Below are 23,748 nucleotides of genomic sequence, written 5' to 3' on the forward strand. Positions count from 1 at the left end.
TCAATCCTAAAAACTATACGATTAGTATAATTTAATTTCTATTACCTATATTTTTTCTTCTATAAAATTAATAATATTGACAGCTCTATTTTCAATTTTCAAAGTTTCAGCTTTTTTTAAAGCTCCTATCGAAAGTTGATTACGTAGATCATTATTGCCATGCAATTTATCTATTGCATCAGCAATCTCATTGATGTTGGTAGGGTCAATTCTAATTGAACATGTATTGTCTAAGATATCATCATTAAAAGATCTGTCTGATGAGATAATAGGTAATCCACATGCCATTGCCTCAATTATTGCATTACAACACCCCTCAGCTAAAGTTGGAAGAACAAATATGTCTGCAGCTGACAGTAACTCTGGTATATTTTCATGGTTCTGTTTACCCTCAATTAAAATACCATCGCAACTAGGTTTCACATCGCCATAGCCAATAAATATTGATTTTACCTTATCAGCTCCAACTTTATCAATTGCAGCTGATAGCCGATTCGCACCTTTTATCTCAATAAACCTTCCAACAAAAACAATGATGAATGCATCCTGAGGTAGATTATATTTTTCTCTCATTTTTACTCTATCTCGTTTGTAAAAAAGACTGGTATCAATTGAATTAGGAAAAACTTCTATTTTTTCACTACTAATAATATCTTGATTGATAAGATTTTCTCTATTTGCAGTAGAAACGGAAATAACACCTTTTATTTCATTCAGTCGTTTCCTCGCTCTTTCAATGCCTAAACGATCAATTGTATAGTTGGTATTTTCGCCATAAGCAAAAAAAGCAGGTATACCAAACACTTTCGAAATTTCATTTGCCGTTATTCCTGCAGGTGATAGAAAATGTCCATAAACGGCATCAAAATCGCCACCAATTTCCTTTATCATTTTAATGCAAGCTTTCTGAAAAAAGTAAGCATTCAACAAGTTAGTATTGATTAGACCTTTCTTAATAGATGAAAAAGTCATGTATCTAGGAGAATAAATTTTAATTACTCCTGCATCAGTGTTTCTTTCTGATACAATTGGAGGTAATTCATTTTTATGCATCAAATGTTGAGTAATGGATACAGGATTTATAACAGTACAATTTATCCCTAACTTAGTAAATGCAATAACTAATTGCTCAATAAATGGATTTTTCGGGTTGTTTTTTGTTGGATATGCATCTGCGATAATGCATATTCTTTCTATCTTCTTTTTCATTGTTCACCTCGTGTATAGAAATGTAACTACAAAAATGCAGTTACACCCTATTAGTTATTTCTCAGCAAACTCCTTCATACCTTTGAGCATGGTATTTAAGGCTTCCTTAGTACTCATATTTTCTTTATATAGACTCTTTTTTCTAAAGACAAATTGCAAAGCTAATAAATAGGCTGCTTTTTTTGATATGGCTCTAAACAGAGCTCCTCGATCATAAAAATATTTCTCATTAAACCCTGTAAACCAGGTGGATTGATTTTCATGGATTGTTGCTATCTTTGAAGTATGTGAATATATTTTCAATCCTTTTTTTAGGCAATCTATAATGAATAATGTATCCTCACCGCTTCCGTATCGTGCCCCACCACCAAATAATAATGAAAAATTAATATTTTTTTTAATTATTTGTTCTCTTCTAAATGCAATATTTACCGTTCCATACTTTAAACAGTTGTGGTAAAACACTCTTCCGTTCTTCTGCACTTTAGAAACAATTGTTCCGTCTTTCTTATGAATAGGAACATCAAATAAAATAACATCAGCTTTAGGATTTTTCTTAAAAGCAGTTGTCACGGTCTCATTATAATCTATTGAGTAGACCATATCATCATCAGCCATTAAGCAAATATCTCCAGTAGCTCTCATTAAAGCATTATTTCTACTTAAACCTACTCCGCGTTCGTTGAATGACATCCACTTAATGTTATGATTATTATAATTAAACTCGCAAAAATCATTTTTATCACATTGATTTATTATAATTGCATCAGTTTTTATATTCATGCGCTCTAATAAACTATAATCTTCTTGATGCATCGTAGATACTAACACTTGAAGATTCATACTTTCTATTTCTCCTTAACAGCTGAAGTATATTTACCTTGTACTTTCTGCCTTTTCCCAGAACGGTTTAGCTTTACCAGTAACTATATTAATTACTCCTAACCATTGAGCAACAATCGTTACACAGTAATAATAAATCATATTGATGTATTTGTTACTAATATCAAAAGAGGCTCTTAAAATTGCTAGTAAAAAGAATATTATCTGACCAATACTAGCAACTAGAAAAAACCAAGAATTAGAGATTAACAGAACACTACTTATTAAAAGCAATGAGTGAGATAGCCATAAAAGATATCTGCACGTTCTATGACCAAAATAAAAATAAGAAAACCATTTATATTTAAATACATTGAATAAACGAATATCAGGAATTATTCTCTGTAGTATCTTTCTATTCATTCTAACTTTTCTGTTAAACTCGTCCTGAATTACCTCTCCTGCTTTTTCATAAGCAATTGCATCATGATTACAGATTGCTCGTTTACCTTGTAGTGCGTAGTATAAAGGCATTGCACTATCGTGACTTTCAATTGGATCAAATTCATAATAATCACTTGTTCGGCAAGCATATAAGGCACCATTGCCGGCAGTAATTGTTTGCATCCTGGCTTCAATTTCTCTGATGAATAAATCACCGTCCCAATAACTAACCTCTGATTTACTAACATCACTTGTGTTTTGGTTAGTAATAGCTAACTTTCCAGCTACATAAGCAATATCAGCTGATGTAAAAGATGCCATTAATTCTTTTACAGCATTGGGAGCTAACATAGAGTTGGCATCAGTCATCACAATATATTCAGATGTAATAGTTCGAAACGCTTCATTTTGAGCGTTGGTTTTCCCTTTTCTTTCTTTCGATTGGTACAATCTAACATTCACATCTTGATTCTCACTAATAAAATTTTGAACTATACCGTTTGTTCTATCTGTACTATTATCGGACGCTATTAAAATTTCTAATTTATCTTTAGGATAATCTAAATTAGTAACATTATTAAGCTTTTCCAATATCACTTTTTCTTCATTGTGAGCTACCACCATCACCGTCACAGTAGGAATATGTGAATAATCTTTATTCAATCTTCTTCCCCTGTACAATTTATTGATCAATTTAATAGAAAAAGAATAACCAATCATTGCCCAGAAAATAACAAATAAGCTTATAATGAATATGACATATAGAAAAATATCCATCTCTTCTCCCCATAGTAAGTCTATTATTTTTTATGAAGTACAGCAGGAATTCCTAGATATGTTCCTTGCTCATTGATAGTGTTAATAACAACAGCTCCAGCCCCTATTGTACAGTTGCTTGCTATTTCAACGTCATTTATAACTGTACTCCCAATTCCAAGCCAGGACAATGCACCAATGTTCACATTTCCTGCAATATGAACACCTGGAGAAATATGGACATATTCTCCTATATTATTATCATGATCAATAGAAGAACTGGTATTAATAATGCAACCTTTGGCAATTTTTGTGCAGCTATTAATAACACTACCTGCCATGACCACAGTACCATATTCTATTAGTACCTGCTCACCTATAATAGCTGAGGGATGGATCAGTGTGGCAATACTCGCCTTATTTCCCTCCAATTGCGTCATAATGTTTTTTCGAATCGTATTATTACCAATTGCAACAAAGAAGTCGCATTGTTGCTCATATTCGGGCCAATTTGTTATGGTATCAATAATTGGTATGCCTAGTGCTTCTTTTTTTGATACATTGTCATCTAAAAAAGAAATTCGATCCCATTTTTTCATTTTCATAGCAATATCAGCTGCTACCTTGCCATGTCCACCAGCGCCTATTATGATCAAGTTCTGATTCATAGACCTACACTTTCTTTCTTAGTTCCTCTAAATGGTTCCATTGTTACAGCGGTATTTGAGCTTATACCTTCACGAACAAATACTTTTTTTCCAGTTAGAAAGATAATTTTCCAATCGCTTAAAAACTCAACACTATCAACATATTTAATATCTAAGGCAAACTTATCTTCCCAGCTAATTGCATTACGTCCATTTACTTGTGCTAAACCTGATAGGCCGGGTCTAACATCATGACGTCTTTTTTCATTTTCATCATATAGTGCCAAGTATTGTACGAGTAGTGGTCTAGGTCCAACGAATGACATATCACCCTTTAAGATGTTTATCAATTCAGGTAATTCATCTAGAGAAGTTGACCTTAACAGTTTACCGAATCTAGTTAGTCTTACATCGTCAGGCAATAGCTGTCCATTACTATCTCTTTCATCCGTCATTGTTCTAAATTTATACATTTCAAATATCTTTTCATTTAAGCCAGGTCTTTGTTGCTTGAAAATTACAGGGGAACCTAGCTTAATTCTAACGAGTATCGCTACTAGCAATAAAATAGGACTTAATAGCACCAATGCAATTAAAGCCAATATAAAATCCTGTGGTCTTTTAATAAATCGTTCATAAAAGCCCTTTTTTTTCATATCCGCCACAATCCTTTTATAAGTTTTGTTACTCGGTGCAAGTCTTCCTCTTTCATCTTAGTATCAGATGGAAGACAAACTCCATTAAGGAACAACTGTTCAGCGACATTAGTACCAACGAAATCATACTTTTCGAAATAAGGCTGCAGATGCATTGGTTTCCAGACAGGTCTCGATTCAATATTCTCTTTCTCAAGTGCATTGATTAAGTCTAGTGGTCTAATAGAACCTTGAAGCAGTATACTGCTTAGCCAATAATTTGGACGATCCCAATTGTTCTCTGGCATAAACTGAATCCCATCTAGTTCAGATAACTCATTTATATAGTGACGATATATTTCCGTTTTTTTATTTACCCGATCATCAAGAACCTTCAATTGGCCTCTGCCGATACCTGCTACGACATTACTCATTCGATAGTTATAGCCTAGTTCTTTATGCTCATAATGCCTTGCAGGCTCTCTTGATTGAGTAGCCCAGAATCTAGCCTTTTGGATCATTTCCTCGTTATTAGAAACGAGCATCCCACCTCCTGAGGTGGTTATAATTTTATTTCCATTAAAAGAGAATATGCCATAATCGCCAAATGTCCCTGTTTGCTGACCATTGTAATAAGTCCCAAGTGATTCAGCTGCATCTTCGATTAATGCTACGTTATAGTGATCACATAATTCTTTGATCCGATTAATTTCTGCAGATAAACCATATAGATGTACGACAACAACTGCCTTTACATTTGGGTATTTATGAAATGCTTCTTCTAATGCCTCTGGACTCATGTTCCATGTCTTATAATCACTATCTATAAAAACAGGAATAGCATCTTGATAAATAATTGGGTTTGCTGTTGCTGAGAATGTCAACGATTGACAAAACACAATATCTCCAGAGCCTACTCCTGCAGCTTTCAGAGCCAAATGGATTGCAGCAGTACCAGATGATAGTGCTGCCGCTGATTTAATATGTACCTTCTCTGCGAATTCGCGCTCAAACTCGTTAACATTCGTTCCGAGTGGAGCAATCCAGTTTGTGTCAAATGCTTCCTGTACATACTGTTGTTCATAACCTTGATCACTCATATGTGGCGATGATAAAAATATACGTGCAGGCTGTGTCATTGTCAGGACCTCCATCAAAATAAGAATAGGAGAAGCAGAGACTCGCTCCACTCCTCCTTAAGATAATTAGCTACTTGGTACAAGCACTTTACTCGCTTCGCGCTTTCCTCCACTGTATGTTGGTACGATGCGAGATAATAGCTCTTGTATCATTTCCTTGTCTTGACCAAGTATACGTTCTAATCGGCGAAGCTCCAGCTCTATATTCTCTCGATCAAAGTTTACAGGTCTCCCGATAAAGATTCGATCATGCTTCGTATCCGTCATACCTTCCTCATTCAGCAGAAGCTCTTCATACAGCTTCTCTCCTGTACGGATACCCGTATATTCGATCATAATGTCTACATTAGGCTCAAGGCCAGATAGTTTAATTAGATCACGAGCGAGATCAGCAATTTTTACTGGTTCACCCATATCCAATATGAAGATCTCCCCGCCCATTGCATATGCTCCTGCTTGCAGAACAAGACGAGAAGCTTCCGGTATCGTCATAAAGTAACGGATCATCTCAGGATGCGTTACCGTTACAGGGCCGCCCTTCGCAATCTGCTCCTTGAACAATGGGATAACACTGCCGCGACTTCCAAGTACGTTACCGAAGCGTACTGCACTAAAGCTTGTCTTCGACTGCTTCGCAAGACACTGAATATACATCTCCGCGATGCGTTTTGTCGTTCCCATAATACTTGTCGGATTGACCGCTTTATCCGTAGAGACCAGTACAAATTTATGAGATCCATATTGATCGGCAAGATCCGCTACATTGCGTGTGCCGAACACATTGTTTTTTATGGCTTCAGAGGGATTTTCTTCCATAAGAGGGACGTGTTTATGCGCCGCAGCATGGAATACAACCTGTGGACGATGCTTACGGAACACATCCTCCATTCTTGCTCTATCCTGTACATCTGCAATGACTGGTATAAGCTTTATACCTCTAGGCGATAGCTCGCGATGAATCTGATAGATGCTATTCTCTCCATGACCGAGCAGCAGCAGCTGACCTGGGTTAAAGCTTATGATCTGGCGACAAAGCTCTGAACCAATAGAACCACCGGCCCCAGTCACGAGTACTACCTTGCCCTCGATATAATCCTTAATGCCATCACTTTCAAGAATGACCGGATCACGACCTAACAGGTCCTCTACCTCTACATTGCGCAATGACTTCATGGATATCTTACCTTCAAGCAAGTCATTAATATGAGGAATGATCTTCATATTGGCATTCGTCTGCTTGCAGGTCGATATAACCTCAGAGATTTCTTTGCGTGATGCTGAAGGCAGCGCAATAATAATCTCTGTAATCTCATGCTGCATTACGACTTCCTGTATATGCGAGCGATTGCCAAGCACAGGCAGTCCTACGACAGATTGATGCAGCTTAACTGGATCATCATCGATAAAGCCAACAGCTAATAGATTAGAGTTTACATTCGACATTAGCTCCCGTGCGACAACTACCCCGCAGCTTCCAGCACCGATAATTAGTGTTTTCTTAAAGCCGCTAAGATCCTGCTTCACGTAACGATCCTTCAGTAACCGAATAGCAAAGCGTGAGGCACCGACACCAAGCATAACGAGCAGATAGCTATTAATCGCTACAGATAACGGAACATATAAATCTTTCATAATAAGTGTAACAACATACGCTAATCCCATCCCGACAGTTGCCGATCTGAAGATAAGCAGCATTTCCCCAATACTTGCGAATTGCCATACTCGCTTATACATCGATCCAAAGTAGAAGGAGATTACACTTAGTGCAATACTGAACAGGCCGAATAATATTGCGCTTGATGTTCCAATCTTACTAAGATCGCCGTTGGCATACAGCACAAACGACAACGCTGTACATGCAGCAATGATGATGCAGTCTACGACCATGAGCAATATCAAATTTTTCCTTACTTTACTCATGCTAGTCCCCCACTATTGATAACTATTTTTCGTCATGTCCATAATAATAGTAATAGTAGTCATCTTTTATTTTACGTTTCGCATTGTTCAGAACGACGCCGACAATTTTAGCCTTAACAATTTGCAGACGTTCCTTCGCATCAAGCAATGCGCTTCGCTTCACTTTACCAGCCTCTGCAACAAGTACCACACCATCACAATGGGTAGATATAAGCTGTGCATCCGTAAGAGCAAGTACTGGCGGTGTATCGATAATAATCTGATCAAACTGCTCCTTCAGCTGCTCCAGTATAGAGCCAAGTGCCTTAGAGCCAACAAGCTCAGAAGGATTAGGTGGAATCAAGCCCGCTGTAATAGCACTTAGATTAGGAATATTCGTATCTTGAATCACTTCATCAAGCGACGCCTGCTTCGTTAATACATGACTAATGCCAAGTCGATTCGATAGCTTGAACGTCTTGTGTACGGTAGGCTTGCGCAGATCAAGCTCGATCAGTACCGTGCGCTTATCGCTTTGTGCATAGGTTGCTGCTAGGTTAGCGACCGTCGTTGACTTCCCTTCTCCCGGCCCTGCAGAGGTTACCATAATGACCCTAAGATCCTCGTCAACCGCAGAGAAGCTAATATTTGTCCGCAGTGTACGGTAGGCCTCACTAATTGGAGACTTCGGATTCGTTACGGAAATGAGATATCTCGCTTGACTGTTACTTTGAGATTGTGACATTTGATCCTACCTCCGCTCTTACCGAACTTGACTTTTGTTTACCGATCTCTAAATCCTCCTGCGTAACACGAGGAATACTCATCAGTACAGGAAGATCGACATATTGGAGTACATCATGCTCATCCTTAATGGAATCGTCTAAGTATTCAAGCAATAGAGCGAGTCCTACACCAAGTAATAATGCAACAATAATACTTAATGCTATATTCAAAATTGGATTAGGCGCTACTGGCGATGGGTTGTCAACCAGCTTCGCCTCATTCAATATGCTTACATTGTTAACGGTCATGATCGTTGGAATTTGCTCAACGAACACATTTGCTACTTCATTCACTACTGCTACTGTTGTTGGATAATCATTGTGCTGAGCTGAAATCGTCAGCACCTGTGTATTGCTTACAGATGATACGGAGATCATCTTATTAATCTGGTCACCTGTTAAACCAAGCTCCGGATTGCGTTCTGCAACTTTATCGGTTATTGCTGCTGTTTTAATAATTTGCTTATATGTTTCTACTAATCTTAAATCTAGGTTTACACTATTAAGGTCGATTGCTCCTGACATATCTTGAGAGTTATTCACGATTAGCTTTGTAGAAGATTCATACACTGGCTTCATAAATCCATAGCTGAATACAGCTGCTATTATTGCTAATACAACAACTAATCCTATTATTAGTTTAATTCTTTTTAATATGATCCTGACGTAGTCTCTTAATTCTAGCTCCATGGACTATAAGTACCCCCATATACATGATCTTCGGTCTCTTCAAGAAGTAAGAGTCTTTACCCCAACTGCTCACGGGGTAAAAACTCTCACACTTTACTCTAGCATGTTATGCATATTTAATTATCTACGGTCAAGGATTTTCGCAAGAATTACAGATGCTTCAGCTCTTGTTGCATCGCCTTTTGGATCGTAATTGTCTTTACCTTTACCTTGAATGATGCCTTCGTTCTTAACCAAAGCAACGTTTGCACGGTGAACAGCTACAACTTTATCACCATCTACGAATTGATCAAGAATTTCATCTTCTTTCGCAGCTGGTTGGTAGCCTAGAACTGCCTTCAATGCGTTAGCTGCAATTGAAGCCATTTCTTCACGTGAAATTTTAGCGTTTGGATCGAACGTAGATGCACTACGACCGTTAATGATGCCATATGCTCTAGCAGCAGATACTGCATCATAGTACCATGCATTTTCACTTACATCAGAGAATGTGATGTCAGCTGATGCATTTAGGTTGAATGCACGAACTAGCATTGCAGTGAACTCTGCACGAGTTACATCACCGTTTGGATCGAATTTGCCATTACCTTTACCTAGTAGAAGACCTTTGTTCGCAAGCTCTTGGATTTGATCCTTAGCCCATGCGATGTCTGCTGTATCGTTGAAGGAAGCATTGTTCTCAACAACAACGAAGTCACCTAGTTGGTTAGTATAGAATGTAATTGTTTTCGTTGCTGGATCGTATTGACCGCCTACTAGCGTTTGGCTGCCGCCCGTTACATGTGCAACTGTTACATTCGAACCGTTACCGTTCACTGGAAGTGTCACACGGTATTGTTTTTCGAAGGCTGTTAAAGCTTTGCCATCTGCATCTTTTACAGCAATGCTGTATAGATCAGATTTCGCGCCTGCTACTTTTGATTCAGATTTCTTGATGCTTACTGTGCTGGAAGATTCCAGTTGATCAAGTGCGATCTCAACAGCTGCATCACCAGTTTTAACGCCTACAGTATCGATGCCTTTAGATGCAAGGGAATCTTTAAGCTCCTTACTCACGCTCACTAGAGCGTTAGAGGAGATACCGATATTGTAAGTCATTACTGTATTGATATCTAGCTTGATGCCTTTAGCTTCAAGAGCTGCTGTAACAGCGTCTTGAACAGTTTTAAGTTGAGTATTGTAGATGTTTTCCATAGAAGCAGGAGATACACCTAGTGTGGAAACACCGTTTTGTACAGTTACTGCACCAGCAGCTTGTACTAGCAATGCTTCACGAACATATTTCTCAATTAGACGTTTCAATTCAAATGTAAGTGTGTTGTTGTAAAGCTCAGGATTTTCAGCTAGGAATGCATCAACTGCACCAGCAATTGCTTTCGCTTTTGCTTCGTAGTCAGCAACTAGCTCTAGGTTACCTGAGAAGATCGGACCAGTAATACCGCCGCCAATTGGACTTACGTTAACTGTTTGGCTGAATAGTACTGTACCAACAAACTCCTGAGGTAATTTTGGATTAGCTTTAAGTTTTGCTGTTACAGTCGTAGCACCATAGTTTAATACGCTAAGTACTAGATCGCCTTCGTCGTTAACAGCAATTGTAGCATTATCGCTTGTTTCCCACGCTAGAGCAGACAATGGCAATGCACTAACGCCGAATAGATCTGGGTTTAGTACGATGCTGCTGCCTGTGTAGTTAGGAAGCAACGGTTGTTGAACCTCTGATAGGTGGTAGTTAGCATAGCTGATTGCTAGTGCAGCTGCACCTTTTTTGTATACACTTGCATTGCCTTCTGCTTCAACATATTGTTTGAAGCTTTCTTTAGCAGCTTCAACGTCGCTTTCGAAGTCAGCGAAGTTAGCTGCGCCGTATACTTCTTTTAGTACTGCAACAATTTCATTGTTGTCAGCTTTGTTCCACTCTGCTTCAACAGCCGCTAGAACGCTGCTGTACACTAGATCAGAATAATCAAGACCAGCTGTGTACTCGAACTCAGCGATTTCAGCTAGAGCTGCAGTTTGAATGCTTTCAAGAAGCTTAGCTAGGTCATCGCGAGTAACACCCTCAGCGATGTCACCAAATGCTAGCTTCAATGCATCTAGTTTACCTTCAACAGCATCGGATAGATCACTAAACTGTGCGTTGTCTGTGTTGTATTCTACTGCTACTGCTTTCACTAGGTCTACAAGAGCCAATTGAACAGCAGAAGCTTTCGCGACACCCAATCCAGCTTCAAGCTTAGTTCCATTAAGGTCAACCAATTGTGCTGCATCTGCTTCTACTTCAGCAAGCAATGCATCATATGCAGCTGCTAGTGCAGTATTGTCTTCGCTGTTCAATACAGCATAAATTTTCGCTAGCTTGTTAGCTGCTTTTTCTACATCAGCTGTAGCTGCAGAAGCCTTATCAATCACCTTATACGATACTGGCGCGAAAGTCATTGCGCTTGCAGTTACTAGAGCAACTGCACTTGCTAATAATGCTTTTTTCTTCATTCTACTCTCTCCCTTTTAATTAAAGAATTTAAGAAAAAACTAATGCTAGAGCTACTTCTTTTTTAGCCTCATAAGCAGCTCTGAAATCAGCAGAGTCACTGCCAACCTCATAGTTGTATGTAGTCAAGTCCTTGTCTAATTGACTAAGGATTGCTTGAACTTCACCATCAGTTTTAGCTATTAATGCATAAAACTCATCCTTAATACTTTGTATCTCCTCTGGCGTTGTCGCATTAGAGTATTTCTCATACATTGTGTAGCCTATTGTAGTAACTCTTTGTTCCATGCGTCTCAGCTGAGAATCTACTGCACTTACCAGCTCTTCACGAGTTGGTGGCACAACTTCACCTGCGCCACTACCTGGATTCTCGATATCTCCTGTACCAGGATCAGTAACTGTACCGCCTGTGTTGCCATTACCAGTGCCATTATCACCGTCGCCGTTCTGGCTGCGTGTGTTCATCGTAATGGTATGTGTTGCAGAGCTATATGAGATATCATGTTGAATCAATTCTGCAAAGTAACGAAGTGGAACATATAGTGTTCCTTTATGCAAGAATGTCGTAACATCCTTCGGTATGGATTGCTCTTTCCCGAAGAAGTTGTAACCTGCAGCATCAACCAAAGTGTAGATGGTTTCTTTTTTCAAAGAAGAAGCTGGCTTTTTCACATCGACATTGGGCACCAAATATTGTTTCTTGTAGTTTTGCAACTGTTTCAGTTGACTCTCACTAGGTTGTTTCACAGAAACCGTCGATGTCATCTGATTCCACTCAACCGACTTTTCTAGCAAGTAACTAGCGAAGCGAATCGGCACATATGTACGATTGTTATACAGAAAGCCTTGCGTGTCTTTTGGCGCGTGATAAACTTGACCATTCACAACAAAGTGGAAATTTGCCTTGTACACAACGACATTCTTCTGCTTCGTCACGGCATTGACTGGTGTAGTTCCAATCGAGACCATAAGCACACATGCAATAGCTAAGAGAATCGCCCTGATGCCTAATTTGTTTGCTTTCACTGTACTCCTCCTTTTCTTGTATTCTACCAGAATATTAATCTCCGCTTTGCGGCAGGAGTTTCTCTACTAATAGGTCCACTCCGTACAAGCCGCTGAGCATTGAGCTGATAGTAATCTACGAACGCTTGTCCCAATTGCTTGCCAACAGCATCATAGCCTTGAGCAAGATCAAATGGTCGTTTAACTGCATGATGGGCATCCGATGCAATAAAATGCACGAGTCCCTTCTTGCACATCTCAAGCGATAGCTTCTGCAGCTTGCGTCCCATATTCCCGGAAACCGAAGAACTGGTTAGCTGCGCTAATGCCCCCGCTTCAACTAGCTCTGAAAGCAGACGAAGATTGCCCGCCAGCTCGCGATTGCGTTCTGGATGAGCAATGATCGGGGTTATATCAAGCAGTCTGAGCTCATGAAACAGCTCATCTGCCCCTTTCGGCACATTTGCAGACGGGAATTCTATCAACATATATTGAGTAGATGCTAGTGTCGTAAGCAATCCACCCTCCAGATCTTGCAGCAGCTCATCATAGACGCGAACCTCTTGACCAACGAGAACCTCTAGTGCTATTCCTCGCTTGTCTAGCTCATCGTTCAGCTTCGCCGCTTCAAGCTCGATCTGTTCATAGCTTGTATAATATCCTCTAGCATGATGATGTGGTGTAGCTATAACGGTGTGAATACCGTTTTGTACTGCTTGTTCTGCCAAAGCAATCGACTCATCAAGTGAGCCAGCACCATCATCTAATCCAGGTAGTATATGCGTATGTATGTCGATCACTTGTCTTCCCTCTCATTTCCAAATATCTACAGCTTTTCAGGAGTCTGCCTAAATTATTCTACCATACTCAATAATAGATTTGTAGACAGTGGCTAAAAATTACAATTCCTAAAAAATAATTGTTACAATACTGTGTCAATTATTAAGTTATTTATTGCTAAAATTTATTATCATCTAATTTAACGCAAATTGATATAGTAAAGTTGCGCCATTTTTGTAAATAAAAAATCAATGGCATACAGAAGGGTTTCTGGGTATATTTTCCTCTTTCCAAATATACCCTGCAAAACCCACTCTTGTCTACCATCGATTCACTTTTACATTATATAGTTTATTACATCATTACTTCTGCTCGGATCGCCTTCACACGCTCAGCAACTTCCTCTGCACTAAGACCATGACGCGCAACATACATATTGCGTGGGTGCTCGCTGCACTCCGGTGTACATCCGCCAAGGTGCTTATGCTCGTTCTCCTCTGAGCTTAGAATTTGCTTATTGCATTCTGGGTTCGCACAGTTAATATATCGTTCACAAGGCTCACCTGTAAAATGATCCTTACCAACGACGGTTGGGCTCACTTGATTAATCGGCACGACAAGACGCTCGTCAAAAACATAGCATTGTCCGTTCCATAGCTGTCCCTTAGCCACAGGGTCCTTGCCATAGGTTACGATACCGCCATGCAGCTGACCTACATCCTCAAAGCCTTCACGAACTAACCAGCCAGAGAACTTCTCACAGCGAATTCCACCTGTGCAGTACGTCAAGATTCGTTTACCTTCAAGCATATCGCGGTTTTCACGAATCCAATCTGGCAGCTCACGGAATGATTCAACGTCAGGACGGATCGCACCTTCAAAATGACCAACATCATACTCGTACGTATTACGAGCATCAATGACAATCGTATCGTCCTGCTGCATCTGCTCATAAAACTCCGCAGGCTCGACATAGCGTCCTGTAATCTCAAGCGGGTTAATATCGTCTTCGAGACTCAAGTTAACAAGCTCCGGTCTAGGGCGCACATGCATTTTCTTAAATGCGTGGGACTCTGACTCATCGATTTTGAACACCATGCCTTCAAAACGCGGATCAGCCTTCATCGCTTCCATATAAGCGTTTGTTTGCTCGACTGTACCAGAAACTGTACCGTTGATGCCTTCATTAGCAACAAGTATACGTCCTTTTAGTTCAAGTGATTTGCAGAATGCTAGATGCTCCTTAGCAAATTCTGCGGGATCCTCAATGCTTGTGTAATGATAATACAATAAAATTCGATAATCCATTTCTTTACCACCTATCATGTATTTTTCCAGGAAATAACCTGATAGAGTGATTCTCATTAGGGCAAATGCACTATATGTTACTGCTCAACTACCTCTAATTGTAGAATCTCATTCCATGATTATATCGAACTTTGTTCATAAATTGCAATGAGCAGTAATTGTTAATACAAGCAGCGGTTGGTTTTTTGTTAGAAAAGGAGGAAAGATGTTCTAGTTATTGACATGAATATGACAGCGTCTTACACACATTAGGTTCATAGTCCTGAATAATTATGTACACATTAGGAGCAGCACCCATAAAATTTTGGTCGGGAAGCCACATAGATATCATTTGGATATTTCTGTATACTAGTAGTAAATATATGGAAGGGCCGCCTAGAGGTAATATGTTACGCTGTAACGTCCTGATTAACGAAGGCTAAATTTATCTCTTTAAGATACTTAAACAAAGGGAGGCTGTAATTAATATGTTAGGGAATATTAGAAGTTTTAAGTATTGGCTAGATTGCAAACTATTCAAAAAGCATCGTTACACCTACTATTCAAGTGAGTGTATTGGTTGTGGAAAAAAAATAAATCGTAATGTCATGATTTACAAGTAACGCTGTATATTATGAATGCCACTTACATAAGTTAATCATACTTTCTAAGATAAAATGAGCAAGATTGGGGATGAATGCATCATCCTTTCAATCTTGCTCATTTGTATAATCTATAGCACAACGGACTAGTGCTTATTGTTGTATATCATGCTGACTTTGGCTAGCCGTTGATTCAAGTTAGGGCAATATTACTTTGCAGCAACAAGAGAAAGCTTTTCAGCAGCTGCTTTAACTTTTTCGATACCTTCAGCAATAATTGTCTCAGCTTGCGCTGGGTTTGCTGCATGGCCTTCGATTACAACTTCATCGATGATTTCCATACCGTAAACACCACCGATTACGTTACGCATGTAGTTCAAGGACATTTCCATTGGTGCAGCTTCTGGGCTAGAGTAGATTCCGCCACGTGCATTTAGGAAAATTGCTTTTTTATCAGTTAGAAGTGAAACCATTTGACCTTGCTCATTATATTTGAAGGAATATCCTGCTTGGTAAGTGTAGTCAATGAATGTTTGTAGTGCTGCAGGAATTGTTAGGTTCCAAAGTGGGAATGCAAATACAACAACATCAGCTGCACTTAGTGCATCCATAGCTTTTTGCTTAGCAGCAAGAAGACGTTGATCATTGTCTGTCAAAGTGCCAGCTTGCGCTCTGCCGAATGCATCAAAGAAATCTTGACCGAAATAAGGCATGTCCTCTGCAAATACGTCGAAAGTTGAAACTTCAGCACCTTTCAGGTTTGCTTGGAATGCTTCAAACATTTTGGAAGATACCGCATCAGAAGCTGGGCGGTTATTAGCTTTAACTAAAAGTACTTTCATTTCTCTATCTCCTTTATGACTGACTATATTTATTTATCTTAATTTTAAGATGTGAGTCTATTATAACCTGTACGAATCAAAAAATAAATAGCAACTTAAAAAAATATAGTTACAAATTTTTGAACTGAGTGTTTGTGCATTGAATTTCTGTGCAGTTAAAGCGAATATTATATAGAAAGAATTCGAATAAAGGAGGAAGCTGCTGTTTACATAACATACCCGCAGCAGTAATTTACGATGCTAGGTAAGATTACGAAGAACGATCAACATTTTACTGTAACGATGGAACGGATGTACCCGTATGCAGTAGAAAAGTGTGGGCATACTTAACGGAGAATGATAAGCTCCAGCAATGGTTCCCCGAGCTTGCAGTGGAGAGCTTACAGGTGGATGGCCGCATTACCTTCGATATGGGTGATGGCAGCTTCGAAGAAATGAAGATCCTCGCACTAGAGCCGCAGCGCTTGCTTGAGTTTACATGGGATCGTGACGTTGTAGCATTTGAACTGGAGCAAACAGCGGATGGCTGCCGAGTCGTATTTGTTGAAAAGCTCTCGACCATTACGGATCACACTCCGCGTGATCTGGCAGGCTGGCATATTTGCCTTGATGCGATCTCGACTTTACTTGATGGCAAGGAGCTCGTCGATGATAAAAGCGAATGGAAAGGCTTGTATGAGCGATATAAAGAGGCTTTACGCCCATTTGCATAATTGCGTAAGTGAGTGAATGATAGGCACTAATGAGCTGCCAACCTAGATAATTAGAAATTAGGAAATATAATCGCCCAGCCATTGCAGAGGCAACGACTGGGCGATTCTTTGTTGTTCAATTCATTATAATTATTCAGCTGCTAAGTACGTAATATGCTCCGCACTCAACGCATCGTCATAAATACGCAGCTCATCAAACAGACCTTTGTACGGTACATCCCAATAGTTTACACCAAGCGTAAATACGCCGCTCGCATCGGTGAATACGTTATTGAAGCTTCCTTCATACTTGTTAACACCGTCAATGTAGATCGTCACGTTGTTCTGAGCGACGGTAAAAGCAATATGCACCCATTGACCAGCTGCGATTCTGGAGCCAACATGAGCATCGATCCAGCTCGCTCCATCCTCTAGCTTCAACGTCGACCACAGCATCGTATTGCCGGCTACACCATCATGCCCCTGAGGCACAAAGCTGATCCAATCATCTCCCGTGCGTGCCCCAAAAAATGTTGTGGTGAATGGGGTTAATTGCTCTGGCTTTAACCAGAATGCTACAGTGTATGTGTCATCTGCAATTAAGCCGTCTGGCAGTCGTACACCAGATTGACCATCAAAGCTTGCCGCTTGGCCAGTAACACCTTCTCCGTATGTGATGCTGCCTCCAACTTCATGAACCTTGCCGCCTATAACTGTCCCCGAACCGAAGGCAGTAACTACTCCGTTATTAAGATTGTCCTCGAAGGCATAGTGTGCAAGGAGCCCTTCATTGCTAACAACTAAAGTATATGATGCACTTACGCCACTCCCATCTACTGCAGTTGCTGTAACCGTAGTGCTTCCCTCAGACTTGGCAATGACTTTTCCAGTGTGCGGATGAATGTCCGCGATAGCAGCATCGTCGATCGACCAGCTTAGCTCTTTTATCGATGCATTGTCTGGCAATATGACAATATTGCTCGGAATATATGCACCTCCGCGAAGCACGACTTCTTCACGCTCCAGATCTATCGTTTCAACTGCTATCACTTGCTCTGTTACCGTTACACGTGCTTCGGCACGCTTGCTCGGATCATTCACAGAGCTAACGGTAATGACTGCTTCACCTGCCGCAACTGCTGTCACCACACCGCTCGCAACCGTTGCTACCGCCTCATCTGTGCTGTGCCACTGCAATGGTTGATCGCTTGCAGATGCTGGAGTGATAGCTGCTGACAATGAAGCCGTTCCGCCAGCTACAAGATTAAGCTGCGAAGCACTCAGCTTTAACGCCCACACATTGGAGCGATCCTGCTCGTATTGCGTAGCAACCTGCTCAGCAGGAATTGCAACATCATAGATGCGCAGCTCATCCATTTTCCCTTTGAAAGGCAGATCCCAATAGTTTACTCCTAGTGCAAACTGACCATTATCTGAGCCGAACAAATTAGGGAAGCCAGTACCCGTAAATTTCAAGCTGCCGTTCACATACACATTAACAGCATTGCTTTCTACGGTAACAACAACTTGCGTCCACTCATTCAGCGGCAGTACCGTGTGGGAATGAGCATCATAATGCGCACCGTTTTGATAGCCCCAAGCCACCATGTTGTTCCAGAAGCCATGCTTCGGCACAATGCTGATATATTCGTAGCCGCCATCTACTGGAACAGCCCCGAAAAATGTTGTTGTGAAATCTGTCAGCTGCTCTGGCTTCAACCATAGCGATACCGAATAAGTCGAAGTATTGTTAATTAATCCTTCTGGCAGACGGATGCCGGATTCGCCGTTAAACACTGCGGCTTGACCATCAACACCATCGCTATAGGTGATCGTGCCTCCACCGTTATCGATGCGATTTCCTGTCATCTCTCCCGCTCGGCTATTATAGATCTGATCAACAAGAGCTCCTTCAAACCCATAATGCGCAATCATACCATCATAGAGTGGTTGCGCAGGCTGCTCTTTTACGATTAGCTCAAATACTTTCTCGGTGCTAGCATCTCCACGTGTAATCTTCGCTGTTAGCGTCACCTCGGCATCACCGCTGCCGTATGCAGGACGATGAATCGTTCCGTCGACTTGCACGATGCTCTCATCGGAAGACTCCCATTCTATAACACTACCTAGCGCGCCTACAGTTATTAGCGACAAGTTTTTATATACTCGCGTTGCATCTCCAATATGAAGTGACTCACTCACGTTGTCCACAAGCTGCTGATCGCTAATCGTTGGCAGTTGACTTCCCCATACCGTTACACCAGCTTGAGACGATGCCGTGAAGGTCATCGTATACCGCTCGTTCGTTGCGTCCCACAGTCTTGCGAACACACCGCTATATTGTACCTCCTGCTCATTTTCCAGCAGGCTCAGCTTCACATCGTAGCCACGCTCTCCGCTTAGCTCCCATGTACCTGTAATGCTTCCCGTAATTTGTCCATTCGGCAGCATTTCAATATAGCTAGTTGCGAAGATCTCACTCGTAATCTCTTTACCATGATTGATGAAATGATATGGTCCAACGATTTCCTCTTCGGTCACCGTACGGATCGTTTCACCGGAGTAGCGATGAGGAGCCATCACTGGCCAGCCATCTTCATTGATCCACATTTGATGAACACGAATTTCATGCTGTTCGCCTCTATTCGGGAACCTGCTGTGGAATATATTGAACAGCTTTTTGCTATCCTCGTCATAGTAAGTAGAGTTATGTCCTGCGGACACATAACCATAGGATGGATAGTTCGCTTCATTATATAAGTTGTCGTATACATAATTGCCCAGCTGCTTTACACCATAAGGAGCAATATTAACGTCGTTGCCTACCAGACCACCGCCTGGTTTACCTGCTGCTTTCAGCATATCATTGCCTTCCGCATCATAATATGGGCCTTCTGGCGTCAATGAACGTGAAACACGCATATTATAGCCACCAACGGCATCAAGTCCGCCAAACGTCACATATAAATAATAGTATCCAGACTCTGGTACATATTGAATGTAAGGCGCTTCAATTCTCGCATGATTGCCGCCCATTAGCTTACGGCCATAGCCATCATTCTCTGAGTTGAGCTCACTGTCCTCGTAAGCAATCGGCAGTCCAGTCTCAGCATCCATCTCCATTATAAATATGCCACCTGAGTATGAACCATAGACCATCCACAGCTTGCCTTGCTCGTCAAAGAACAGATGTGGATCAATCGCATTTGGATGAATATTCGCATTATAGTTGGCATCGTTAAGCGGTGCTTTGCCTTTGCCAGATTTCAATATAATCCCCTGATTCACATATGGACCTTCAATGTCATCAGCTACAGCAATACCAAGCGCTGAGATCGGTGCATCTCCCCTACACGCGTTGTAATACATATAGTATTTGCCATTCAATTCGATCACATCGGCTGCCCAAAGCCCTTCAAGCTCTGCCCATTCGAACGCTTCCTTCAAATCTACAAGCACATCGTCAAATAGCGGATTATCCGAATTCACTCCACTTGCAAAGGTTTCCCATTGCAGGAGGTCTGGTGACTTTGCTGCGGCAAGGTGCGAGCCAAATACATAGTACATGTCATCTACAACGTTAATAGATGGATCATGTACAGAATCATTGCGGAACAGAGGCGGCTCAGTTAAGTCTGGCACCGGAGATGGTGCAGGTGTTCCTGTTGGACTGGGCGTTGTTACTGGGCCAGGATTAGTCACTGGTGTCGAAGTCGGTGTTGGTGTCACGGTTGAGTCTTCAAGCTTACCCTCCACTACGTTCGCTGCTTCCCCACTTAAGCTGCCAATCGTACCATCTAGCTTAATCGTCGGCTTGTTCGTTGAACGAACCTCGACAGAGCCGAAGCTTCCGATCAATTCGATCACAGCATCTTCTGGCAGTCCATCGATTACGAGCTTATCTATAGTAACGCCTTCTTCTGCTACAACTCTAACCGTGGATTGCAGAACAAGCTCTCCTACAGAAGTCGTTCCAGCTAAGACGAGACGGAAAGCTTCATTATAATAGTCATCGTTAAGTACAATCGTCCCAACGCTGGAGCTGTCTACAGTTACAGCTTTTGATGCTCCTGCCACATACAGCGTGCCATCAATGCTTGTGTGATCAAGCCCAAACTCGCCATCTGCCGCACCTTCCGTCACATATACATTGCCTGTAAATGTTGACTGTTCAATGATTACACCAGGTGTATTCACGACAGCGTTGCGACCAGTGAGAGCTTTATAAGTGCCTGACTTAACGAGCAGCTCGCCACCGATTGCCCCAATTAATCGAATAGCCTCGGCTTTACTAATCGTAAGCTGCGGCTTAAAGGTACCGTCCAAATAACCATGAACATAGCCTTCATTCACTAGCGCAGCAACAGCAGCGCGGCTCCATTCAGGTAGACTGGCAACATCAGAGTGCTTATTGGTACCGGAGCCATCGTTGTCATTAAGGGCTAGCTGAAACACTCGATGCAGGATAACCGCGGCTTCCTGTCTGCTAACAGGAGCAAACGGTCTCATTGTACCGTCTCCATATCCGTTCATATAGCCAGCTGCAACCGCTTTCATAATGTCGCTATAGTAGGGTGCTGACTGTTGAACATCCTTGAAAGCAATCTCTGCTTCCTCTTGCAAATTAAACACTGCATTGATCAAAGCAGCAAATTCAGCGCGTGTAACAGGCTTATTCGGCTGATAGCTGCCATCCTCTTCACTTGAAATCAACCCTTTGTCTGTCCACGCTGTAAAATCCTCTTCCGCCCAATGTCCTTCGATGTCTGAAGCGGATACAACAGACGCTGCATAGCCCGTCTGTAAAGTGATCGGCAAAGCCATTGCAAATGCAAGGACGATAGCTATTACGCGAAAATACAGTTTCTTTTTCATAACTGCCTATTCCTCCTAATACTATTCATAGTTTGAGAGCCTAGTCTGGAAGATCTAATGGTTGTCGTTGTAAGATTTGTGAGTTTTCTAGAATGTAGATTTTAGATCTGTATATTGGAGTGGAATCTGCGGAGGTAAATGCTTGTGTGAAATGCTAATCTGTAAAAAGATATCCCATGGAGCGCCAAGATATCTTTCCTTGTGACTGAAAATTCAAAATATTGTGATAATTTGTAATGCTACTAATGTACGATCTTGCTGCTCTTTCTTTCTTTCTTTCTTTCTTTCTTTCTTTCTTTCTTTCTTTCTTTCTTTCTTGCTTCTATCATCTTATGATCAACGAAGTTCAGACACGCTATTGCTTGGCTTCTATATTAGATATAAGCATCAATAGCGTGCTGAAGCTACGTTATCAACTTACTGTTACTGTGTTCATGCACTCATATACTCATGTTACTGTGCCCATGTTACTGCTGATTCATTACAGCAACGCTGTCCTTGATATTACGTCCCATGTGACAGTACTGCTCTTATTACTCCTTCAATGCAACAGCACTACCCCACAGGGAGATGCCTTCCTCAGACAGAACGGAGAATGTCATAACTTCCTGTGTCGTTAGCTCGTCATACTGACGCAGGAATACTCCGCGATATACAACCTCGTCAATCGTAAGCGTAGCATTGTGCTCACCGCTTAGCTCCCAGCTGCCTGATAGCTCGCCAGTAATCTTGCCATCAGCTTGAAGCTCTACAACGATAGAGTTTTTCACCTCTGCCGATATATCGCGGCCATGATTCACTAGCTTGTATGCACCAGCAGCCTCTTCCTTCGTATACGTACCAATCGTTTCTCCTGCATATCGATGAGGCGCCATGACGAACCAATCATCCTCATTCAAAAACATTTGATGCACACGAATTTCATGACCTTCGCCTCGGAATGGGAAGCGAGTATGAAAGATGTTGAAGTACTTACCACTCTCCTCGTCGTGGAACGTGGAGTTATGTCCAGGCGACACATATCCAGCACCAACACCGCCGCCGCTTTCACCCGGCTGACGTCGGAACATGAAGTTGCCGACCAGCTTTACGCCATACGGCTCAATCGCACGATCATCGAAGAACGACCCTGGTGGACCTTGAGCATCAATGAGATCGTTACCCATTGAATCGAGATAAGGACCATCCGGCTGCTTCGAGCGAGCAATGCGCATATTGTAGCCGCCATTGGCATCCAAGCCACCGTATGATAGGAATAAGTAGTAATAATCCGTTTCAGGGCTGTACTGAATATATGGCCCCTCAATACGAACATGGTTTTTGCCTAGCAGTTTTTTCCCGTAGCCTTGATCAGGAAGCGGCAAGCCTGTCGCAGGGTCTAGCTCCATAATAAAAATTCCGCCTGAGTAAGAGCCGTATACCATCCATAGCAGCCCTTCCTTATCAAAGAACACATGTGGGTCAATCGCATTAGGATGAACCGTCGCATCATAGATCGTGCCATCCTCACTCGGCTGCCCCCACATGCCTGACTTTAGGAACATGCCAAGATCCTCGAACGGACCTTCAGGAGAATCGGACACAGCAAGACCGATCGCAGCTCGCGGAGAGTCTCCCTTACACACACTATAATAGAAGTAATATTTTCCGTCCGCGAGCTGAATCACATCACCAGCCCAAAAAGTCTCCGTCTGGCCCCACTCCAGCGCTTCAGCCATCTCTTCCTTTACGTTAGGAATAAGAGGGTTGCCATCGACAACACCAGTGCCGATAAGCGTCCAATTCATGAGGTCAGGACTTTTTGCTGCAGCTAGATGTGAACCATAAACATAAAACATACCGTCCGCATAAATAACGGAGGGATCATGTACAGATGCATTCGTAAACACTGGAGTACCTTCTTCTATCGTAATTTGTTCAGTGGGGGCAGGCGTCTCTTCCTGCTCCTCCACTTGCTCCTTGCTTTGCTGCTCGCCGCCATCCTCTTGATTGACAGTCTGCTCAGGCGTCGCAGAAGGAGCAGGCTGCTCCTTGCTGCAAGCTGACACGAGCAGAAGCGCAGCAGCACAGCTCATTGCAATCATCCATTTTTTATTCATTGAATCCTCCTACAAACTTTCGTACGTTCGTTTATGTGCCTCTTTGCAA

General features: G+C 41.6%; 17 protein-coding genes. 1 reads left to right on the forward strand and 16 read right to left on the reverse strand.

Annotated elements, in window-relative coordinates; genetic code table 11:
* Positions 1–45: 45 nt before the first annotated feature.
* From NSQ99_RS17750 to NSQ99_RS17815, 14 genes are all read right to left on the reverse strand, one after another.
* Complete coding sequence (locus NSQ99_RS17750) at positions 46–1,209, reverse strand: glycosyltransferase family 4 protein (RefSeq protein WP_340838201.1); 1,164 nt, start codon at positions 1,207–1,209, stop codon at positions 46–48.
* 54 nt (positions 1,210–1,263) lie between these two features.
* Positions 1,264–2,052, reverse strand: coding sequence for a glycosyltransferase family A protein (locus NSQ99_RS17755; protein ID WP_340838202.1), 789 nt, complete (start codon positions 2,050–2,052; stop codon positions 1,264–1,266).
* A gap of 33 nt (positions 2,053–2,085) precedes the next feature.
* Positions 2,086–3,138: a glycosyltransferase gene (locus tag NSQ99_RS17760; RefSeq protein ID WP_340838204.1), complete on the reverse strand. Its 1,053-nt coding sequence runs from the start codon at positions 3,136–3,138 to the stop codon at positions 2,086–2,088.
* Between the two features lie 137 nt (positions 3,139–3,275).
* Complete coding sequence (locus tag NSQ99_RS17765) at positions 3,276–3,899, reverse strand: acetyltransferase (protein WP_340838206.1); 624 nt, start codon at positions 3,897–3,899, stop codon at positions 3,276–3,278.
* The gene (locus NSQ99_RS17770; protein WP_340838207.1) at positions 3,896–4,534 is read right to left on the reverse strand and encodes a sugar transferase; all 639 of its coding nucleotides are present in this window, start codon (positions 4,532–4,534) and stop codon (positions 3,896–3,898) included. The genes NSQ99_RS17765 and NSQ99_RS17770 overlap by 4 nt, the downstream gene beginning before the upstream one ends.
* Entirely contained in the window at positions 4,531–5,652 is a 1,122-nt protein-coding gene (locus NSQ99_RS17775) for a DegT/DnrJ/EryC1/StrS family aminotransferase (RefSeq protein WP_340838209.1), read from the reverse strand. The genes NSQ99_RS17770 and NSQ99_RS17775 overlap by 4 nt, the downstream gene beginning before the upstream one ends.
* Positions 5,653–5,718: 66 nt before the next feature.
* Positions 5,719–7,572 carry a polysaccharide biosynthesis protein gene (locus NSQ99_RS17780; protein WP_340838211.1) on the reverse strand — a complete coding sequence of 618 codons (1,854 nt, stop codon included), beginning with the start codon at positions 7,570–7,572 and terminating at the stop codon, positions 5,719–5,721.
* Between the two features lie 22 nt (positions 7,573–7,594).
* Entirely contained in the window at positions 7,595–8,296 is a 702-nt protein-coding gene (locus NSQ99_RS17785; RefSeq protein WP_340838213.1) for a CpsD/CapB family tyrosine-protein kinase, read from the reverse strand.
* On the reverse strand, positions 8,277–9,026 hold the full coding sequence (locus tag NSQ99_RS17790) for a YveK family protein (RefSeq protein ID WP_340838215.1): 750 nt from the start codon (positions 9,024–9,026) through the stop codon (positions 8,277–8,279). Before NSQ99_RS17790 ends, NSQ99_RS17785 begins: the two co-directional genes overlap by 20 nt.
* 120 nt (positions 9,027–9,146) lie before the next feature.
* The gene (locus tag NSQ99_RS17795) at positions 9,147–11,519 is read right to left on the reverse strand and encodes an S-layer homology domain-containing protein (protein WP_340838217.1); all 2,373 of its coding nucleotides are present in this window, start codon (positions 11,517–11,519) and stop codon (positions 9,147–9,149) included.
* A 28-nt stretch (positions 11,520–11,547) separates the two neighbouring features.
* Positions 11,548–12,543 carry a stalk domain-containing protein gene (locus NSQ99_RS17800; RefSeq protein WP_340838218.1) on the reverse strand — a complete coding sequence of 332 codons (996 nt, stop codon included), beginning with the start codon at positions 12,541–12,543 and terminating at the stop codon, positions 11,548–11,550.
* 23 nt (positions 12,544–12,566) lie between these two features.
* A complete protein-coding gene (locus NSQ99_RS17805) occupies positions 12,567–13,322 on the reverse strand; it encodes a tyrosine-protein phosphatase (protein WP_340838219.1) in 756 nt (251 codons plus the stop codon).
* A gap of 334 nt (positions 13,323–13,656) precedes the next feature.
* Complete coding sequence (gene trhO / locus NSQ99_RS17810) at positions 13,657–14,610, reverse strand: oxygen-dependent tRNA uridine(34) hydroxylase TrhO (RefSeq protein WP_340838222.1); 954 nt, start codon at positions 14,608–14,610, stop codon at positions 13,657–13,659.
* Between the two features lie 790 nt (positions 14,611–15,400).
* Positions 15,401–16,033 carry an FMN-dependent NADH-azoreductase gene (locus NSQ99_RS17815; protein WP_251667596.1) on the reverse strand — a complete coding sequence of 211 codons (633 nt, stop codon included), beginning with the start codon at positions 16,031–16,033 and terminating at the stop codon, positions 15,401–15,403.
* Positions 16,034–16,347: 314 nt separating this feature from the next.
* Here NSQ99_RS17815 and NSQ99_RS17820 point away from each other — a divergent pair, with 314 nt between their 5' ends.
* Entirely contained in the window at positions 16,348–16,746 is a 399-nt protein-coding gene (locus NSQ99_RS17820; RefSeq protein WP_340838224.1) for an SRPBCC family protein, read from the forward strand.
* Between the two features lie 129 nt (positions 16,747–16,875).
* Here NSQ99_RS17820 and NSQ99_RS17825 read toward each other — a convergent pair whose 3' ends face one another.
* Both NSQ99_RS17825 and NSQ99_RS17830 read right to left on the reverse strand, forming a co-directional pair.
* Entirely contained in the window at positions 16,876–21,600 is a 4,725-nt protein-coding gene (locus NSQ99_RS17825) for a LamG-like jellyroll fold domain-containing protein (RefSeq protein WP_340838226.1), read from the reverse strand.
* A gap of 533 nt (positions 21,601–22,133) precedes the next feature.
* Complete coding sequence (locus tag NSQ99_RS17830) at positions 22,134–23,699, reverse strand: glycoside hydrolase family 43 protein (RefSeq protein WP_340838227.1); 1,566 nt, start codon at positions 23,697–23,699, stop codon at positions 22,134–22,136.
* Between the last annotated feature and the right edge of the window lie 49 nt (positions 23,700–23,748).

This window comes from Paenibacillus sp. FSL W7-1287 (assembly GCF_038004245.1).
Taxonomy (GTDB): Bacteria; Bacillota; Bacilli; order Paenibacillales; family Paenibacillaceae; genus Pristimantibacillus; species Pristimantibacillus camelliae.

Bases quoted from the DNA above. Each gene is read 5' to 3' on its own strand.
- NSQ99_RS17750 (WP_340838201.1), bottom strand. From the start codon at position 1,209: ATGAAAAAGAAGATAGAAAGAATATGCATTATCGCAGATGCATATCCA.
- NSQ99_RS17755 (WP_340838202.1), bottom strand. From the start codon at position 2,052: ATGAATCTTCAAGTGTTAGTATCTACGATGCATCAAGAAGATTATAGT.
- NSQ99_RS17765 (WP_340838206.1), bottom strand. From the start codon at position 3,899: ATGAATCAGAACTTGATCATAATAGGCGCTGGTGGACATGGCAAGGTA.
- NSQ99_RS17770 (WP_340838207.1), bottom strand. From the start codon at position 4,534: ATGAAAAAAAAGGGCTTTTATGAACGATTTATTAAAAGACCACAGGAT.
- NSQ99_RS17775 (WP_340838209.1), bottom strand. From the start codon at position 5,652: ATGACACAGCCTGCACGTATATTTTTATCATCGCCACATATGAGTGAT.
- NSQ99_RS17780 (WP_340838211.1), bottom strand. From the start codon at position 7,572: ATGAGTAAAGTAAGGAAAAATTTGATATTGCTCATGGTCGTAGACTGC.
- NSQ99_RS17785 (WP_340838213.1), bottom strand. From the start codon at position 8,296: ATGTCACAATCTCAAAGTAACAGTCAAGCGAGATATCTCATTTCCGTA.
- NSQ99_RS17790 (WP_340838215.1), bottom strand. From the start codon at position 9,026: ATGGAGCTAGAATTAAGAGACTACGTCAGGATCATATTAAAAAGAATT.
- NSQ99_RS17795 (WP_340838217.1), bottom strand. From the start codon at position 11,519: ATGAAGAAAAAAGCATTATTAGCAAGTGCAGTTGCTCTAGTAACTGCA.
- trhO (WP_340838222.1), bottom strand. From the start codon at position 14,610: ATGGATTATCGAATTTTATTGTATTATCATTACACAAGCATTGAGGAT.
- NSQ99_RS17815 (WP_251667596.1), bottom strand. From the start codon at position 16,033: ATGAAAGTACTTTTAGTTAAAGCTAATAACCGCCCAGCTTCTGATGCG.
- NSQ99_RS17825 (WP_340838226.1), bottom strand. From the start codon at position 21,600: ATGAAAAAGAAACTGTATTTTCGCGTAATAGCTATCGTCCTTGCATTT.
- NSQ99_RS17830 (WP_340838227.1), bottom strand. From the start codon at position 23,699: ATGAATAAAAAATGGATGATTGCAATGAGCTGTGCTGCTGCGCTTCTG.